Raw genomic sequence first — 17,251 nt, 5'->3', positions numbered from 1 at the left:
CGGTCGCGTTTTCGCTACCGGGCTCGCGGGTCGAGGGCGTCCCGGAGCCCGTCGCCCAGCAGGTTGAAGGCCATGACGGTGATGAAGATCGCTAGGCCCGGGACAATCATGAAGTGCGGGGCGATCTGGTAGTAGTCCACGGCCCGGGTGAGCATGCCGCCCCAGGAGGCCTGGGGCTCGTTCACCCCCACGCCGAGGAACGACAGAGAGGCCTCGAAGAGGATGTTGGTGGGGATGAGCAGCGTCGAGTAGACGAGGATCGGCGCCACCAGGTTCGGGAGGACCTCCCGGAAGATGATGTAGCCGTTGCCCGCTCCCAGCGACCGCGCCGCGTCCACGAACTCCCGCTCGCGCAGCGACAGGGTCTGCCCGCGCACGATGCGCGCGATGTACGGCCAGCTGAAGAAGCCGATGATGAACACGATCACCGAGATCCGCAGGCCGTTGCCCTTCAGCCCGAGCGCCTGGTCGGGCAGCGCGCCCACGATGGCGATCGCGAACAGCAGCAGCGGGAACGCCAGGAAGACGTCCATCAACCGGCTGATGAGTGCGTCGACCCAGCCGCCGAAGAACCCGGCGACCACGCCCAGCAGCGCACCGATCACCACCGAAACCAGCGTGGCGAGGAATGCCACGAGCAGTGAGATCTGGGCACCCGACAGGACGCGGGCGAAGAGGTCGCGCCCGTTGACCGGCTCCAGGCCGAACGGGTGCTCAAGACCGATCCCACCCCATGCGGCCTTCGGCGCGCTGGTCATCGGGTCGATGAGGTTGTTGTGGGGAATGTTGGGCAGGTCACCGAAGAGCGCGATCAACCCGCCGAACGGACGCTCCGCGAAAATCGCGATCAGCGTCAGGAAGACAACGACGAAAGCGCCGATGATGGCGGCTTTATCGCGTTTGAGGCGTATCCAAGCGATCTGGCCGAGCGAACGGCCTTCGATGGCCTTCCCGCCCACACCTTCAAGAACAGCCTCCGGCTGGGCCTCCATGGCCTGGCCGGAGACATCGAGCGGTGCGGTCATACAGTGGCCCCCTGGATCCCAGACGACGTTGTCCGTGAGCACGTCCCCCGGGTCGGGGTCTCGCGCCCTGAAGTCTACGGGCCACTTCTGAGTGGTCCGTAGACGCAGAATCTATGGGCTGATCTGCGCCGACCAGTCCTTTAGGGCGCTATGTGGCTTAACTGTGATTCACGTGAAATTCATTCGTTTTGATCTTGAAGCAAATGTCCCGGCCCCGTTCCGCTTCCGTCTCGGATTCGTGACATTCCAGAGATCGATGACTCAGAGTGATATCTCGTCTCATTCGCCCCTTTGGCCCCGAAAATCATCCGATCTATGACATGTGGGGTCATCCGATGCCGTGGCGCTTAAGGATGTCCTCGACGTCGGAGAAGTCATCTTCGGCGGCCGGCTTCGCCGCGGGCTTGGCGGTCGGCTTGGCGGCGGGGGCCGTCTTACGCTGCTGCTCCGGCTGCCGTGCGGACCCACCCGGCGCCAGAGGCTTGCCCCGCCCCGCCGGGGTGCTCACCGCCGGCGTTTCCGAGGCCGCGGGTGCGGCGGCTCTGCGGCGGCCGCGCAGCACCCCGGAGACCAGGAAGAGCACCACGGAGAGGCCGGTCACGGCCACTCCGGCCCACACGGTGGGGTTGAACGCCAGGCCCGTGAAGAAGCCGGCGATCGCCGTGCCGATCTGCCATACGGTGGGCAGCGCACCGGTCAGGTAGGCCGCGAGCGGCAGCAGCGACCAGGCCGCGCCGCGCAGTCCCGCGGCGGCCCCCCGGCGGCGCAGTAACAGGAAACTCAGTACCAGCCCCACACCGGTGACCCCGGCACAGAGCGGCAACCATGCGATCTGGCTGAACGACATAGCGGACCGTCCCTCGTATCGGCTTACCTCATCCATCCTGGCACGCCGAATCGAGCTAGATCCTCCTCCCTAAGGAGGGATCATCCCCTAAGGGTCGACCCCGATCACCGCTCGCCACGGGAGAGCGCCCGCAGGACCGCGACGTCGACCTCGCGCAGGGAGCCCACGACGAGACGGCCCGGTGCGACGGGAATCGGCAGCACGCTCGGCACCGCCACCACCCGGCAGCCCGCGGCGGTGGCCGAGGTCACCCCGTTCGGGGAGTCCTCCAGCGCGACGCAGCGGTCGGCCCGGACGCCCAGCAGCCGGGCGGCCGTGAGGTACGGCTCCGGATCGGGCTTGGTCCTCGCCACCTCGTCGCCGGTCACCACGTGGTCGAAGTTGTGCCTGCCGATACTCTCCAGGCAGGCTTCGGCGATCGGCCGGATCGAGGAGGTGACCAGGGCGGTGGCCAGGCCCGCCTGCCGTACCTCCTCCAGCAGCTCGGCGGCGCCGGGCATCATCTCCACGCCGCCGGCAAGCCTCTCGACCATGCCCTCCAGCATCCAGGCCGCCACCTCCGCAGGCTCGGCGCCCCCGTCGGAGACCTTGAGCATGTAGGCGACGGTGACGGCCATGGAGCCGCCCACCAGATGCTCCTGGTCGTCGGGCCCCCAGTCGCCGCCGAGCCGTTCCATCACCTCGGTCTCGACCTGAAACCAGATCTTCTCGCTGTCCACGAGAAGTCCGTCCATGTCAAAAAGGACAGCGTCCATTCCCCCCGAAACCCCTCTGGTCGTGCGGACGTGGACGTCAGACGTTGAAGTAGCTGGCTTCGGGATGGTGGACGATCAGTGCGGAGGTCGACTGCTCGGGGTGGAGCTGGAACTCCTCCGACAGCTCCACGCCGATCCGGCCCGGATCGATCAGCTCCATCAGCTGGACCTGGTCCTCCAGGTTGGGGCAGGCGGGGTAGCCGAAGGAGTAGCGGCAGCCGGCGATGTTGACCTTCAACATGTCCTCCAGCGACTCCTCGCCGCCGATGCCGAGCTCGCCGCGGACCCGCGCGTGCCAGTATTCGGCCAGCGCCTCGGTGAGCTGGACCGACAGGCCGTGCAGCTCCAGGTAGTCGCGGTAGGCGTCCTTGGCGAACAGCTCGGCGGCGGCCTCGGAGACCTTGTTGCCCATCGTGGCGACCTGGAAGGCGACCACGTCGACCTCACCGGAGTCCTTGGAACGGAAGAAGTCGGACAGGCACAGGTGCCGGTCGCGGCGCTGGCGCGGGAAGGTGAACCGGGTCCGCTCGTTGCCCGCGTCGTCCAGGATGATCAGCGAGTCGCCGTCGCTGACGCACGGGAAGTAGCCGTAGACGACCGCCGCCTCCAGCAGGCCCTCGGTCTGCATCCGCTCCAGCCACATCCGCAGGCGCGGCCGGCCCTCGGTCTCGACCAGCTCCTCGTAGGAGGGCCCCTCGCCCCCGCGCGCTGCCTTGAGACCCCACTGGCCCATGAACGTCGCCCGCTCGTCCAGGAACGCGGAGTATTCGGCGAGCGAGACACCCTTGATGACGCGCTCCCCCAGGAAGGGGGCCTTCGGGATGGGGTTGTCCGCGGCGACGTCGGAGCGGGCGGGCAGCTCCTCCTCCGGGGTCCTGACCAGCGTCGCGCCGACCTTGACCCGGCGCTCGCGCAGCGGCGGAAGGCTCGCGCCCTCCTCGCCGCGCTTGACCGCCATGAAGGCGTCCATCAGTCGCAGCCCCTCGAAGGCGTCGCGGGCGTAGCGGACCTCCCCCTGGAAGATCTCCGCGAGGTCCTGCTCGACGTAGGCGCGGGTCAGCGCGGCCCCGCCGAGCAGCACCGGGAACTTGTCGGAGATGTTGCGGGAGTTCATCTCCTGCAGGTTCTCCTTCATGATCACGGTGGACTTCACCAGCAGCCCGGACATGCCGATCACATCGGCCTGCTTCTCCTCGGCCGCGTCCAGGATGACCGACACCGGCTGCTTGATCCCGAGGTTGACCACCTCGTAGCCGTTGTTGGACAGGATGATGTCGACGAGGTTCTTGCCGATGTCGTGCACGTCGCCCTTGACGGTGGCCAGCACGATGCGGCCCTTGATCTCCCCCTCGACGCGGTCCATGTGCGGCTCCAGATACGCCACCGAGGTCTTCATCACCTCGGCCGACTGGAGCACGAACGGCAGCTGCATCTGGCCGGAGCCGAACAGCTCACCGACGGTCTTCATACCGTCGAGCAGCACGTCGTTGACGATCTCCAGGGCCGGGCGCTGCGCCAGCGCCTCCTCGAGATCGGCCTCCAGGCCCTTGCGCTCACCGTCAACGATCCGGCGCTTGAGCCGCTCCCACAGGGGCAGGCCGAGGAGCTCCGCGGCCCGGTCCGCCTTGACCGAGGCGGCGTCCACGCCTTCGTACAGCTCCATGAATCGCTGCAGCGGGTCGTAGCCCTCGCGACGCCGGTCGTAGACCATGTCCAGGGCGACCTGGCGCTGCTCCTCGGGGATGCGCGCCATCGGCAGGATCTTGGAGGCGTGCACGATGGCCGCGTCCAGGCCCGCGTTGACGCATTCGTTCAGGAACACGCTGTTGAGCACGATGCGGGCGGCCGGGTTGAGGCCGAAGGAGATGTTGGACAGTCCCAGCACCGTCTGCACGCCCGGGTAGCGCCGCTTGAGCTCGGCGATCGCCTCGATCGTCTCCAGGCCGTCGCGGCGGGTCTCCTCCTGGCCGGTGGCGATCGGGAAGGTGAGGGTGTCGACGAGGATGTCCTCGACGTGCATGCCCCAGTTGTCCCGCAGGTCCTCGATCAGCCGGCTGGCCACCCGGACCTTCCAGTCGGCCGTACGGGCCTGGCCCTCCTCGTCGATGGTCAGCGCGATCACGGCCGCGCCGTACTCGCGCACCAGCGTCATGATCTTGTGGAAGCGCGAGTCGGGGCCGGCGCCGTCCTCGTAGTTGACCGAGTTGACCACCGCGCGGCCGCCGAGCATCTGCAGGCCCGCCTCCAGGACGGGGGGCTCGGTGGAGTCCAGCACGATCGGCAGCGTGGAGGCGGTGGCGAAGCGGAACGCCAGCTCCTTCATGTCGGCCACCCCGTCGCGCCCGACGTAGTCGATGCACAGGTCGAGCATGTGCGCGCCGTCGCGGGCCTGCGCCCGCGCGATCTCCACGCACTCCTCCCAGTTCTGCGCCAGCATCACCTCGCGGAACGCCTTGGAACCGTTGGCGTTGGTGCGCTCGCCGATGGCGAGGTAGGAGGTGTCCTGGCGGAAGGGGACGCTCTGGTAGAGCGAGGCCGCGGCAGCCTCGGGCCGCGGGCGGCGCGCCACGACCTCCTGGCCGCGCACCCGCTCCACCACCTGGCGCAGGTGCTCGGGAGTGGTGCCGCAGCACCCGCCGACCAGCGACAGCCCGTAGTCGCGGGCGAAGGTCTCGTGGGCGGAGGCCAGCTCCTGGGGGCTGAGCGGGTAGTAGGCGCCGTCGGAGGTCAGCACCGGCAGCCCGGCGTTGGGCATGCACGACAGGCGCACGCGCGCGTGGCGGGCGAGGTAGCGAAGGTGCTCGCTCATCTCGGCGGGGCCGGTCGCGCAGTTGAGGCCGATCACGTCGACGCCGAGCGGCTCGATCGCGGTCAGCGCCGCGCCGATCTCCGAGCCCAGCAGCATCGCGCCGTTGGTCTCGATCGTCACCTGCGCGATGATCGGCACGTCCCGGCCGGCGTCGGCGATGGCCCGCTTGGAGCCGATCACGGCGGCCTTGACCTGGAGCAGGTCCTGCGAGGTCTCGATGATCAACGCGTCGGCGCCCCCGGCGATCAGGCCGGCCGCGTTGTCGTAGTAGGAGTCGCGCAGCGTCTGGTACGGCTTGTGCCCCAGCGTGGGGAGCTTGGTGCCCGGCCCGATGGAACCCAGCACGAAACGCGGCCGGTCCGGGGTCGACCAGTGGTCGGCGGACTCCCTGGCGACCCGGGCTCCGGCCTCGGAGTATTCGAAGACCCGCTCGGAGATGTCGTACTCCCCCAGGGCCGCGAGGTTGGCGCCGAAGGTGTTGGTCTCCACGCAGTCGACGCCGACCTCGAAGTAGGCGTCGTGCACGGCGCGGACGATGTCGGGGCGCGTGACGTTGAGGACCTCGTTACAGCCCTCGTGGTCCTCGAAGTCATCCATGGTGACGTCATGGGCCTGCAGCATCGTCCCCATGGCCCCGTCGGCGACCATCACGCGCTCGGCCAGGACATCACGGAAAGACGGAGTGCTTGTCATGGGCCCAAGCCTACTGGGAACAGTTCAAACCTTATTCTCCAAGGCCGCGACTGGACGGCCTGTCCAATAGGCCCGCCCGCCTTCGCGAGACACCCGATGACAACGTCATCGGGCGCCCGCCACCGCGCTCACCACGCCGGACCCGTTCCATCCCGTCGCCCGCTCGGGCCACTCCCACCTCACGGACCGATGCCCGACCCGCTCCATTTCATCTCCGTCTCGCCGTTTCTCATCCGCCGCACGGGCCACTCCCGCCCCGCTCGTCAACGGCCGGACCTGCTCCATCCCACCGCTTCTCACTCGCCGCACGGGTCACTTCCACCTCACCGGCCACCGCGCCCAGCACGCCGGCCCCGCTCCGCGTATCGCGCCGTTCCTCGTCGTTCTTCGTCGCCGCCGGCGGCTCCATCGCCGCCTCCTCAGGCTCTTTGGGCCTTGTCCGGCGCGCTCGGCCTCTCGCCCGTCTCCCGGCGCGCGGTCCGCGACGTGCTGATCGTTCGTACCGCCTCGGGAAGGTGACGTGGAGCCCCCCTCACCGCATAGGCTTAGCCGAATAGGACGGCGAGGCAAAGAGGAGGCGGCGCGTGATCGAAATCGAAGGTCTACCCGAGCTCGTCGACCCGGTGCTGATCGCCGCGTTCGAGGGGTGGAACGACGCGGGCGAGGCCTCGAGCGGAGTGATCGCGCATCTCGAGGACGAGTGGAAGGCCACCCCGCTGGTCTCCCTCGACCCGGAGGAATACTACGACTTCCAGGTGACGCGACCCATCGTCGAGATGGGCGAGGGCCTGACCAGGTCCATCACCTGGCCGACCACCAAGCTGTCGGTGGCCCGGCCGCCGGGCATCGACCGCGACGTCGTACTGCTGCGCGGCATCGAGCCCAACATGCGGTGGCGCGCGTTCTGCGAGGAGATCGTCGGGGTCTGCCGGGAGCTGGGAGTGGAGCTGGCGGTCCTGCTGGGCGCGCTGCTCAACGACTCCCCGCACACCCGGCCGGTGCCGATCGTGGGTTCGGCGACCGACGAGGGCATGGCCCGGGCGATCAACCTGGAGCTGACCCGCTACGAGGGGCCGACCGGCATCGTCGGCGTGCTCCAGCACGCCCTCGGAGAAGCCGGGATGCACGCGGTGTCGCTGTGGGCGTCGGTCCCGCACTACGTGGCCCAGCCGCCCAATCCCAAGGCCACCATGGCGCTGCTGAGCCGGATGGAAGACCTCCTCGACATCCCGATGCCGCTGGGCGAGCTGGCCGAGGAGTCCAGGGCCTGGGAGCACGGCGTGGACGAGCTGGCCTCGCAGGACAGCGAAGTGGCGGAATACGTCAAGGAGCTGGAGGAGCGTAAGGACGCCGCCGAGCTGCCGGAGGCGAGCGGCGACGCCATCGCCGCGGAGTTCGAGCGTTATCTTCGCCGTCGTGATCGTGACGCTGACAGCTGAAACCCACAGCACATAGTTACCGTTAGCCCCTGCTTTTCGCACAGGTACCAGGCAATAATCGGCCCACCCGGTTCGTCTGGGGCCACACAGGCTGGCAACGATTCCACAACCAGGAGAAACACGGCTCTGTAAACATCGATGAATGGCCGCATCACCATGCCACACATTGTCCATGTGACTGCGCACGTTAGGGCGACCATGGCGACTCCACATCTCGACCCGCACCAGAAAGCACAGGAGACGCGACGCCGCGTCCTTGAGATGGCCGTATTCATGAAGCGTGAGGACCCCGAGCACGCACCCTCATATCCACGCCTGAGAGACAACACCCCGGGGCAGGCGGTCGACATGTTCCTCGCCCTGCTCCAGGACCGCCTCCCGGTCTGGCTCCGCATTCTCGACGATCTGATGTACCTCGTCGGCAAGGGAAGGGTCAGCGACAACCTGCTGCCCATCGCACGGGCGGGCATCGACTACTACTCCGAGGTCCAGTCGGCGGCGCTGCCCGCCTTCACCTCCCCCACGGTCACCGTCCGCTTCCGTGAGGCGATGCGCGACACCGAGCTCGGCCCGATGTCGGAGGTCGTCCCCCTGACGGAGTATCTGGCCGCCGAACAGCGGGCGGGCCGGATCTCACCGGAGGTGGACCCGCTCGCCAGCGCCCGGCTGCTGCTGGCCGGGTGCTTCCGCCACGCCTACTACGAGATGTTCGTGGGCGTCGACTTCGTCCCCTCCCGGGACGACAGCGCCGAGGAGATCATCCGGGAGCTGAGGCTGGAGCCCCAGCAGGCCTGATCGAATCGGGTCCACACCAGCGCGGCCAGGTCGGCGTCCACCCCCAGGGGGGCGCCGACCAGGTCGGCGCCGGACGACTCCAGACGGTCCTGGAAGAACCCGGGGGCCAGCAGGTACGACGCCATGGCGATCCGCGGCGAGGGGCCGGACCGCAGCCGCTCCAGGGCCTCCCCGACCGAGGGCGTCCCCGTCGCGGCGAAGGCCGCCGTGACCGGACGCGAGAGCCGTACCGCCAGCAGCCGGGCCGCCGCCCGCACGTCGGCCCGCGCGGCCGGGTCGGACGATCCCGCCGCGCCCAGGATCACCGAGTCGGCGACCCTCAGCCCGGCGCCCGCGAGTCTCCTCGCCAGGATGGCGGCGAGCAGCGGGTGCGGTCCGAGCGGGGCCGCGACCACCGCGTCCGGCCTGGTCGCCGCCACCACCGAGGGCAGGTCGATGTGGACGTGGTAGCCGCCCGCCAGCAGCAGCGGGACCACGACCACCGGGCCGGGCAGACCGGGCAGCACGTCGGCCAGCAACGGTGAGCTGATCTCCAGGAACGCCTGCTCCACGCGGGTCCCCGGACGCGTCCGCCGGATGAGGTCCCGCAGCCTGGCGAGCGTCTCCTCCCCTCGCTCGCTGCGGGTCCCGTGCCCGGCCAGGACCAGCGTCGTCACATGACCTCGCCGCGGTCGCAGGCCAGGCGGTAGCCGCGCTTGACGACCGTCTCGACGATGCCGGAGGGCCCCAGGGCGCGGCGCAGGCGGGTGATGGCCATCTCGACGGCGTGTTCCGCGGAGTCGCGCGACGCGCCGCCGGGCAGCACGGTCCGCAGCTCGGAACGGGCCACCACGTGGCCGGGCTTGTCGGCCAGGCGCTTCAGCACCGCCATGGGGGCCGGCGGCAGCGGCTTGAGCTCGTCGTCCACGGCGACGGCGTGACCGCGGATCTCCAGCTGGTGTCCGCCCGCGACCAGGCGGGTGACGCTGTGCTCGGGCAGATGCCGGGCGAGCGTGCGGGCCAGCGCGCCCAGGCGGGCACGGTCGGGCAGCACGGTGGGCACCCCGCGAGCCTCCAGGGGGCCCGCCGTGACGGGTCCCACGCAGGCCGCGACGACCGGCCCGGCGAAGGCCGCGATCAGCGCGTCCTCCAGGCCGTCGGCGCGGGCCGCGTTGAGCATGGCCAGCACGGCCGGGGCGCTGGTGAAGGCGACCGCGTCCACCCCGCCGGAGATCGCCTGGCTGATCAGGCGGCGCAGCGGCGACGTGTCACGGTAGGGAAGCCAGCGGTAGACCGGTACCTCGATGACCTCGGCCCCCGCCTCACGCAGCTCGGCCACGAAGCCGGTCAGCGGCTCACCGTGCAGTTGCACGGCGATGCGGCGGCCCCGCAGGTCCTGGGCGAGCAGATGCTGCTTGACCTCCTCGCACGACTCGGTGGAGGGCGTCCAGAAGTCGGTCAGACCCGCGGCCCTGACCGCGCCGCGCGCCTTGGGCCCGCGGGTCAGCAGCCGGGCGTCGGTCAGGTGCGCCGTGAGGTCGGCCGACAGCCCCCAGCCCTCGGCCGCGGCCATCCAGCCCCGGAACCCGACCCCCGTGGTGACGACCACGTCGTCGATCGGGGCCGACAGGCTGGCACGGGTCGCGGCCAGCAGTTCGGCGTCCTCGGCCAACGGCACCAGCCGGATCGCCGGGGCACGCACCACTCTCGCGCCCCGGCGTTCCAGCAGCGCGCAGAACTCCTCACGCCGCCGGGTGGCGGTGACCCCGATCGTGAACCCGGCCAATGCGTCGGGGGCGGTCTCCGGGGACCCCACGGGGCTGTCCAGCACGGCGGTATTCATCTGTCACTCACCACTCCTCGTTCACTTCGCGGACGACTCGTCCCTCGCCGGCCACTGCGCTCACTACGTCGGGCTCGCTCCGCGCTCATCTGTCACTCACCACTCCTCGCTCACTCCGCGGACGACTCGTCCCTCGCCGGCCACTGCGCTCACTACGTCGGGCTCGCTCCGCGCTCATCTGTCACTCACCACTCCTCGTTCACTTCGCGGACGACTCGTCCCTCGCCGGCCACTGCGCTCACTACGTCGGGCTCGCTCCGCGCTCATCTGTCGCTCACCACTCCTCGCTCACTCCGCGGACAACTCATCTCACGCCCACCTCCACGGTGCCGTCGAGGATGCGAATCGGATAGGTCGGTACGGCCACCGCCGGGTCGTCCATGCACATCCCGGTGACGAGCGAGAACACCTGCTTGTGCATGGGAGAGGCGACGCTGGGTTCGCCCGCCCTGGTGCCCACGATCCCCCGGGAGAGTACCTGTGCGCCGCTGAACGGATCCCGGTTGCCGACGGCGAACAGTTCGCCGTCGAAGGTCCGGAACAGCGCGATCTGGTGGTCGTCGACGAGTGCGCAGGCGCCGCGCTCGGGGAGCAGGTCGGTGTAGGAGCAGACCGGGGTCCAGTAGGTCGTCTCCACGTCTTCACGCAGGATGGTCATCGGAAAAAGTCCTCTCTCCTTCGTCTGTCATCGATCGCATCGGGGGGTCACGGAGGGAAATCAGGAACGGACCACCTCCAGGGGGATCAGGACCGGCTTGACCTGGTCACGTTCGGTCTCGAAGGCGATGGAGGGGTCAGGGGTTCCCGGAGCGTTGACGAAGGAGACGAAACGCCTCAGCTTCTCCGGATCCTCGAGGATCGCGCCCCACTCGTCGGCGTAGGTGGCGACGTGCCGTTCCATCTGGGCGTCCAGGTCGGCGCAGATCCCGAGGGAGTCCTCCAGGATGACCTCCTTGACGTAGGCGAGGCCCTGGTTCTCCAGCCAGATCGAGGTCCGCTGCAGCCGGTCCGCCGTGCGGATGTAGAACATCAGGAACCGGTCGATGGTCCGGATCAGCTCGCCGGTGCTCAGGTCGGCGGCGAACAGGTCGGCGTGCCGCGGGGTGAACCCGCCGTTGCCGCCGACGTAGAGGTTCCAGCCCTGCTCGGTGGCGATGATGCCGAAGTCCTTGCTCCGGGCCTCGGCGCACTCGCGGGCGCATCCGGAGACGGCCGACTTCAGCTTGTGCGGCGAGCGCAGCCCCCGGTAGCGCAGCTCCAGGTCGATGGCCAGGCCCACGGCGTCCTGCACGCCGTACCGGCACCAGGTGGAGCCCACGCAGGACTTGACCGTCCGCAGCGCCTTGCCGTACGCGTGGCCGGACTCGAACCCGGCGTCCACCAGGCGCCTCCAGATCAGCGGGAGCTGCTCCACGCGGGCCCCGAACAGGTCGATCCGCTGCCCGCCTGTGATCTTGGTGTAGAGGTCGAAGTCGCGGGCCACCTCGCCGATCACGATCAGCTTGTCGGGGGTGATCTCCCCGCCGGGGATGCGCGGCACCACCGAGTAGGTGCCGTTGCGCTGGATGTTGGCCAGGAAGTGGTCGTTGGTGTCCTGCAGGGTGGCCTGCTCGCCGTCGAGGATGTGCCCGTTACCGAGTGAGGCGAGGATCGAGGCGACGACGGGCTTGCACACGTCGCAGCCACGCCCGGTGCCGTGCTCGGCGATGAGCTGGGAGAACGTCGTGATGCCCCGCACCGAGGCGATGTCGAACAGCTCGGCCCTGCTGTGCGCGAAGTGCTCGCACAACGACTTGGAGACCTCGACGCCCGACTTGACCAGGATCTGCTTGAGCATCGGGAGGCAGCTGCCGCAGGTGGTCCCGGCACGCGTGCAGTCCTTGATCCCGGCCACGTCGGTGAGGCCGTTGCCGGCGATGGCCGCGCACACCTGGCCCTTGGTGACGTTGTTGCAGGAGCAGACCTGGGCGTCGTCGGGAAGGTCCGTGTTCGCCGGGCCGCCGGTGAACAGCAGCTCGCCCGGCGCGCCGGGCAGGTCCCGGCCGACGAAGGGCTTGAGGGTGTTGTACGGCGTGGCGTCGCCGACGCAGATCCCCCCGAGCAGGGTGCGGGCGTCGTCGCTGACGAACAGCTTCTGGTAGACCCCGCTCACCGGGTCCATGAAGGTCACATTCAGCGCGCCGTCCATGGCGCCGAACTGGGCGACCTCCACGCCGAGCAGCTTGAGCCTGGTGGACATGTCGGCCCGGGTGAAGACCGCCTCGCCGCCGAGGATGCGGTCGGCGGCGACCTCGGCCATCGTGAAGCACGGCCCGACCAGCCCGTAGACCGTGCCTTCGTGCAGGGCGCACTCCCCCACCGCGTAGATCGCCGGATCGCTGGTGCGCATCCCGTCGTCCACGGCGATCCCGCCGCGCCCGCCGACCTCCAGCCCGGCCTGCCCGGCCAGCTCGTCGCGCGGCCTGATGCCCGCGGAGAAGACCACGACCTGTGCCTCGATCGTCTGGCCGTCCGGCTTGAGCAGGCCCGCGACCCTCCCGTCCGGGCCCGCGACGATCTCCTTCACCCCCGCCTCGGTGTGCACGCTGAGCCCGAGCGCCTCGACGTGGTTGCGCAGGACGGCGCCGCCGCCCTCGTCGACCTGCCGGGGCATCAGCCAGCCGCCCATCTCCACGATGTGGGTCGACAGGCCGAGCCCGCGCAGCGCGTCGGCGGCCTCCAGTCCCAGCAGCCCGCCGCCGATGACGACTCCGGTCGTGGCCTGCCCGGAGGCCTCCCTGATCGCGTCCAGGTCGTCGATCGTCCGGTAGACGAAGCAGCCCTCCGCGTCCCTGCCCGGGACCGGCGGAACGAACGGGCTGGATCCGGTGGCCAGCACCAGCACGTCGTACGGCTCGGCGTGGCCGTCGGCGGTGACGACCGTCCGGTTCTTCCTGTCGATCTCGACGACCCTGGAGGAGAGCCGCAGCACGACCCCCTCCGGGACGGGGTAGGTGAGATCCGCGGCGCTCCTGCCGGCCAGGTAGGAGGTCAGCGCCACCCGGTCGTACGCCGCCCGGGGCTCCTCCCCGAGCACCGTGATCCGCCCGTCGAATCCCTTGTCGACCAGCGCCTCGACCAGCCGGTGCGACGTCGGCCCGTGCCCCACCACGACAACCCGCGACACGGTCGCACTTCCTGCCGGCACATTGATCGCGCTCGCCTCCTCATTCGCTCCGCGGCCCGCTCGTCCCTCACAGGACACTCCACTCACTACGTCAGCTCGCCGCTCAGCACCCCTGGTCGCGCTCGCCTCCTCATTCACTCCGCGGCCCGCTCGTCCCTCACTAGACGCTCCACTCACTACGTCAGCTCGCCGCTCAGCACCCCTGGTCGCGCTCGCCTCCTCATTCACTCCGCGGCCCGCTCGTCCCTCACGGGACACTCCACTCACTGCGTCAGCTCGCCGCTCTGACACATCGGTCGCGCTCGCCTCCTCATTCGCTCCGCGGCCCGCTCGTCCCTCACGGGACACTCCACTCACTGCGTCAGCTCGCCGCTCTGTCACACGGAGACCGTTTGTCATGCGGAGACCCCTTCCTGCTCACAGAGCCAGCCGACGATGCCCTCGACCGCGTCGCGGCATCCGCCGCAGCCGGTCGTGGCCCGGGTGGCGGCGGCCACGGCTTCCACGTCCCGGGCGCCGGACTCCCAGCAGGCCCGGATCTGTCCCTTGGTCACGTTGTTGCACTGGCAGACCTTCGCCGCGTCCGGCATCCTGACCGGGCTCTCGGCGACCGCGCTGCCGGAAAGGCCCGGGAACAGCAGCCCCGCCCGGTCGCCCGGCAGCGGCCCGCCCCGGTCGAACAGCTGGGTGAGGTTGCCCACCGCGGCCGTCGCGCCGAGGAGGATCGCCCCGACCAGGCGGCCGTCACGGATGACGAGCTTGCGGTAGGTGCCCGCCGCCCGGTGGCTGAACCGCACGACCTCGGCGTCGTCCTCGGTCAGGTGGGTCTCTCCCATCGCCGCCAGCTCCACGCTCCTGGCCTTCAACCGGGTGACCATCCGCGAACCCCGGTAGCGGGAGGTCTTGTCGGTCCCGGTCACGATGTCGGCGACCACCGCGGCCTGCTCCCAGGCGGGGGCGACCAGACCGTAGACCGTGCCGTCGTGCTCGGCGCACTCGCCGATCGCGAAGATCGACGGGTCGTCGGTCCGCATCTCGTCGTCGACGACGATGCCGCGCGCCACCTCCAGTCCCGCGTCCCTGGCCAGCCCGGTCACCGGACGGACCCCGCACGCGAGCACCACCAGGTCGGCCTCGACCGTCTCGCCTCCGATGAGCCGTACACCGTCGCCGAGGATCTCCTCCACCACGACGCCGGTCCTGATCTCCACGCCCAGCCCCGCGAGGGTCTCCCCCAGCACCAGCCCGGCCTCGGCGTCCAGTTGCCGGTTCATCAGATGCCCGGCCAGGTGGAGCAGCGTCACCGGCAGGCCGCGCCCGGCCAGGCCCCGGGCCGCCTCGACGCCGAGCAGCCCGCCGCCGACCACCACCGCGCGCCGTGCCGTGGCGGCCGCCTCGAGGATCGTCCGGCAGTCGTCCAGCGTCCGGAACGCGACGGCCCCGGCCGCCCCGGGCACCCGCGGCACCACGGCCTGGCTGCCGGTCGCCAGCACGAGGACGTCGTACGGCTCCCTCCTGCCCCCTGCGGTGATCACGGCCTGGGTCTCCCTGTCGATCGAGGTCACCTCGACGCCCGGCAGGGCCGTCACCGAATGGTCGGCGTACCAGGCCGGGTCCAGCAGCCGCACCTGGTCCGGCGTCATCGTCCCCGCCACCACGTTCGACAGCAGCACCCGGTTGTAGGGCTGCCAGGTCTCGGCTCCGAACACGGTCACCGTGACGTGCCTGTCCCTGGCGCGGACCTCGCTCACCAGGCGGGCGCCGGCCATCCCGTTGCCCACCACCACCAGCCGGGTCATCCGGCGCGCTCCACTCTCACGGCGCAGACCTTGAACTCCGGCATCCGCGACACCGGATCGAGCGCGGGGTTGGTGAGCAGGTTGACCCCGGGCCAGTGGAAGGGCATGAACACCGTGTCCGGCCGGATCGCCGGGTTGACCCTGGCCACGCCCTCCGTCTCGCCGCGGCGGCCGACCACGCGCAGCGTCTCGCCCGAGGACACCTCCAGATGCTCGGCGAGATCGGGGTGGAGCTCGACGAAGGGACCCGAGACGACCGCGTTGAGCGCCGGGATCCGCCGGGTCTGCGCGCCGCTCTGGTAGTGGGCGAGCACCCTCCCCGTCGTCAGGTACAGCGGATACTCGTGATCGATGTCCTCGACGGGCGGGCGATGCTCGACGGGCACGAACCTGGCGCGGCCGTCGGGGGTGGCGAAACGGTCCAGAAAGGGCCGCGGGGTGCCGGGGTGGTCCTCGGCCGGGCACGGCCAGAACACCCCGGTCTCGGCGACGATCCGCTCGTAGGTGATGCCCGCGTAGTCGGCGATCCCCCCGGCCGAGGCCCGGCGCAGCTCGTCGAAGACCTCTCGCGGGTCGGTGGAGAAGCCCTCGGCGCCGCGCAGCCGCACGGCGAGCCCCCGGAGGATCTCAAGGTCGCTCCGCACCCCTGACGGCGGAGCGACCGCTTGGCGGCGGAGCAGCACACGGCCCTCCAGGTTGGTCATCGTGCCGCTCTCCTCGGCCCACTGGGTGGTGGGCAGCACGACGTCGGCCAGCGCGGCCGTCTCCGACATGACGAGGTCGGAGACCACGAGAAGGTCCAGCGAGTTGATCCGCTCGACGATGTGCCCGGCCCGGGGCGCGGAGACCGCCGGGTTCGAGCCGAACAGCAGCAGTGCCCTGGGCCCGCCGGCGGTGCCGAGCGCGTCCAGCAGTTCGTAGGCGGAGCGGCCGGGGCCCGGCAGGTCCTCCGGCTCGATGCCCCATACGGCGGCCACATGGGCCCGTGCGGCCGGATCGTCGATCCTCCGGTATCCGGGGAGCTGGTCGGCCTTCTGGCCGTGCTCACGGCCTCCCTGGCCGTTTCCCTGCCCGGTGACGCAGCCGTAGCCGGATCCCTCGCGGCCGGGCAGCCCGAGCGCGAGCGCCAGGTTGATGAACGCGCTCACCGTGTCGGTGCCCTTGGCGTGCTGCTCGGCGCCCCGCCCCGTGAGGATCGCCGCCCGGTCCGCGTCGCCGAGGATCGCGGCGGCGACGCGCATCTGGGCGACCGGGACGCCGGTGATCCGCTCCACCCTCTCGGGCCACCAGGCGGCGGCCGAGGTGCGGACCGCGTCGAACCCGCTCGTCCTGGCGGCCACGTATTCCTCGTCCACGTGACCCTCGGTGATCACGATGTGCAGCAGTCCCAGGGCCAGTGCCAGGTCGGTGCCGGGGGTCGGCTGGAGGTGGAGGTCGGCCTGCCTGGCCGTCGCGGTGACCCGCGGGTCGATGACGATGAGCCGGCCGCCCCGCCCGCGCATCGCGGTGAGGTGGCGGACGAACGGCGGCATGGTCTCGGCCACGTTGCCGCCCGCGAGCAGGACCGCGTCGGCGCGGGCGAGGTCGGTGATCGGGAAGGGCAGGCCGCGGTCCATGCCGAAGGCGCGGTTGGTGGCCGCGGCGGCCGAGGACATGCAGAACCTGCCGTTGTAGTCGATCTGGCTGGTCTTCAGAACCATCCTGGCGAACTTGCCGAGCTGGTAGGCCTTCTCGTTGGTGAGCCCGCCCCCGCCGAACACGGCCACGCCGTTGGGGCCGTGCTCTTCCTGAACGGCGCGGATCCGGTCGGCGACGAAGTCGAGTGCCTCGTCCCAGCCGACCGGCCTGCCGTACAGGAGGGGTGTGGTGAGCCGTTCTCCGCTGGTCAGCAGCTCACCGGCGGTCCAGCCCTTCTGGCACAGACCGCCCGCATTGGCGGGGATGTCCTCTCTCGGGGTGATCGTGACCGTCTTCCCCACGGTGTCGTCCACAGTGACGTTCATGCCGCACTGCAGGGCGCAGTAGGGGCAGTGCGTCGCCGTCCCCGCCTTCACAGGCGTCCGGGTGGGAAGTGAGATCGGCATATGTCCGATGGTGCGTT

Annotated in this window: 12 protein-coding genes; 2 read left to right on the top strand and 10 right to left on the bottom strand. The window is 70.2% G+C overall.

The genetic code is table 11. From position 1 onward, the window contains the following. Positions 1-14: 14 nt before the first annotated feature. The 4 genes from DKM19_RS15835 to metH form a co-directional block, all read right to left on the bottom strand. Positions 15-1,025 carry an ABC transporter permease gene (locus DKM19_RS15835; protein WP_110696345.1) on the bottom strand — a complete coding sequence of 337 codons (1,011 nt, stop codon included), beginning with the start codon at positions 1,023-1,025 and terminating at the stop codon, positions 15-17. Positions 1,026-1,353: 328 nt separating this feature from the next. Continuing rightward, a complete protein-coding gene (locus DKM19_RS15830; RefSeq protein WP_110696344.1) occupies positions 1,354-1,872 on the bottom strand; it encodes a cellulose synthase in 519 nt (172 codons plus the stop codon). Between the two features lie 104 nt (positions 1,873-1,976). Next, entirely contained in the window at positions 1,977-2,627 is a 651-nt protein-coding gene (locus DKM19_RS15825) for an HAD family phosphatase (protein WP_110696343.1), read from the bottom strand. A gap of 37 nt (positions 2,628-2,664) precedes the next feature. Beyond that, positions 2,665-6,129 carry a methionine synthase gene (gene metH / locus DKM19_RS15820; protein WP_110696342.1) on the bottom strand — a complete coding sequence of 1,155 codons (3,465 nt, stop codon included), beginning with the start codon at positions 6,127-6,129 and terminating at the stop codon, positions 2,665-2,667. A 584-nt stretch (positions 6,130-6,713) separates the two neighbouring features. Here metH and DKM19_RS15815 point away from each other — a divergent pair. Both DKM19_RS15815 and DKM19_RS49480 read left to right on the top strand, forming a co-directional pair. Next, positions 6,714-7,568, top strand: coding sequence for a PAC2 family protein (locus DKM19_RS15815; protein ID WP_110696341.1), 855 nt, complete (start codon positions 6,714-6,716; stop codon positions 7,566-7,568). A 198-nt stretch (positions 7,569-7,766) separates the two neighbouring features. Continuing rightward, a complete protein-coding gene (locus DKM19_RS49480) occupies positions 7,767-8,363 on the top strand; it encodes a hypothetical protein (RefSeq protein WP_162641527.1) in 597 nt (198 codons plus the stop codon). Here DKM19_RS49480 and DKM19_RS15810 read toward each other — a convergent pair. The 6 genes from DKM19_RS15810 to DKM19_RS15785 form a co-directional block, all read right to left on the bottom strand. Further along, the gene (locus DKM19_RS15810; protein ID WP_110696340.1) at positions 8,267-9,019 is read right to left on the bottom strand and encodes a sirohydrochlorin chelatase; all 753 of its coding nucleotides are present in this window, start codon (positions 9,017-9,019) and stop codon (positions 8,267-8,269) included. The two genes, DKM19_RS49480 and DKM19_RS15810, sit on opposite strands and share 97 nt — an antisense overlap. Next, positions 9,016-10,185 (bottom strand): uroporphyrinogen-III synthase, encoded by a 1,170-nt coding sequence (locus tag DKM19_RS15805; RefSeq protein WP_110696339.1) that lies wholly within the window; start codon positions 10,183-10,185, stop codon positions 9,016-9,018. The genes DKM19_RS15810 and DKM19_RS15805 overlap by 4 nt, the downstream gene beginning before the upstream one ends. 304 nt (positions 10,186-10,489) lie before the next feature. After that, positions 10,490-10,843 (bottom strand): nitrite reductase small subunit NirD, encoded by a 354-nt coding sequence (gene nirD / locus DKM19_RS15800; protein ID WP_110696338.1) that lies wholly within the window; start codon positions 10,841-10,843, stop codon positions 10,490-10,492. A 60-nt stretch (positions 10,844-10,903) separates the two neighbouring features. After that, complete coding sequence (gene nirB, locus DKM19_RS15795) at positions 10,904-13,351, bottom strand: nitrite reductase large subunit NirB (RefSeq protein ID WP_110696337.1); 2,448 nt, start codon at positions 13,349-13,351, stop codon at positions 10,904-10,906. Between the two features lie 395 nt (positions 13,352-13,746). Beyond that, complete coding sequence (locus DKM19_RS15790) at positions 13,747-15,150, bottom strand: FAD-dependent oxidoreductase (RefSeq protein ID WP_110696336.1); 1,404 nt, start codon at positions 15,148-15,150, stop codon at positions 13,747-13,749. Next, positions 15,147-17,234: a molybdopterin oxidoreductase family protein gene (locus DKM19_RS15785; protein ID WP_110696335.1), complete on the bottom strand. Its 2,088-nt coding sequence runs from the start codon at positions 17,232-17,234 to the stop codon at positions 15,147-15,149. Before DKM19_RS15785 ends, DKM19_RS15790 begins: the two co-directional genes overlap by 4 nt. Between the last annotated feature and the right edge of the window lie 17 nt (positions 17,235-17,251).

The organism is Streptosporangium sp. 'caverna', assembly GCF_003203775.1.
GTDB lineage: Bacteria > Actinomycetota > Actinomycetes > Streptosporangiales > Streptosporangiaceae > Streptosporangium > Streptosporangium subroseum.
Note: the sequence above shows the minus strand (reverse complement) of the source record. Positions and strands in the feature narration are given on the sequence as shown.

What these genes read in the sequence shown, in the direction of transcription:
- metH (WP_110696342.1), bottom strand. Translation starts at nt 6,129, where the DNA reads ATGACAAGCACTCCGTCTTTCCGTGATGTCCTGGCCGAGCGCGTGATG.
- DKM19_RS15785 (WP_110696335.1), bottom strand. Translation starts at nt 17,234, where the DNA reads ATGCCGATCTCACTTCCCACCCGGACGCCTGTGAAGGCGGGGACGGCG.
- DKM19_RS15790 (WP_110696336.1), bottom strand. Translation starts at nt 15,150, where the DNA reads ATGACCCGGCTGGTGGTGGTGGGCAACGGGATGGCCGGCGCCCGCCTG.
- DKM19_RS49480 (WP_162641527.1), top strand. Translation starts at nt 7,767, where the DNA reads ATGGCGACTCCACATCTCGACCCGCACCAGAAAGCACAGGAGACGCGA.
- nirD (WP_110696338.1), bottom strand. Translation starts at nt 10,843, where the DNA reads ATGACCATCCTGCGTGAAGACGTGGAGACGACCTACTGGACCCCGGTC.
- DKM19_RS15830 (WP_110696344.1), bottom strand. Translation starts at nt 1,872, where the DNA reads ATGTCGTTCAGCCAGATCGCATGGTTGCCGCTCTGTGCCGGGGTCACC.
- DKM19_RS15825 (WP_110696343.1), bottom strand. Translation starts at nt 2,627, where the DNA reads ATGGACGCTGTCCTTTTTGACATGGACGGACTTCTCGTGGACAGCGAG.
- DKM19_RS15805 (WP_110696339.1), bottom strand. Translation starts at nt 10,185, where the DNA reads ATGAATACCGCCGTGCTGGACAGCCCCGTGGGGTCCCCGGAGACCGCC.
- DKM19_RS15835 (WP_110696345.1), bottom strand. Translation starts at nt 1,025, where the DNA reads ATGACCGCACCGCTCGATGTCTCCGGCCAGGCCATGGAGGCCCAGCCG.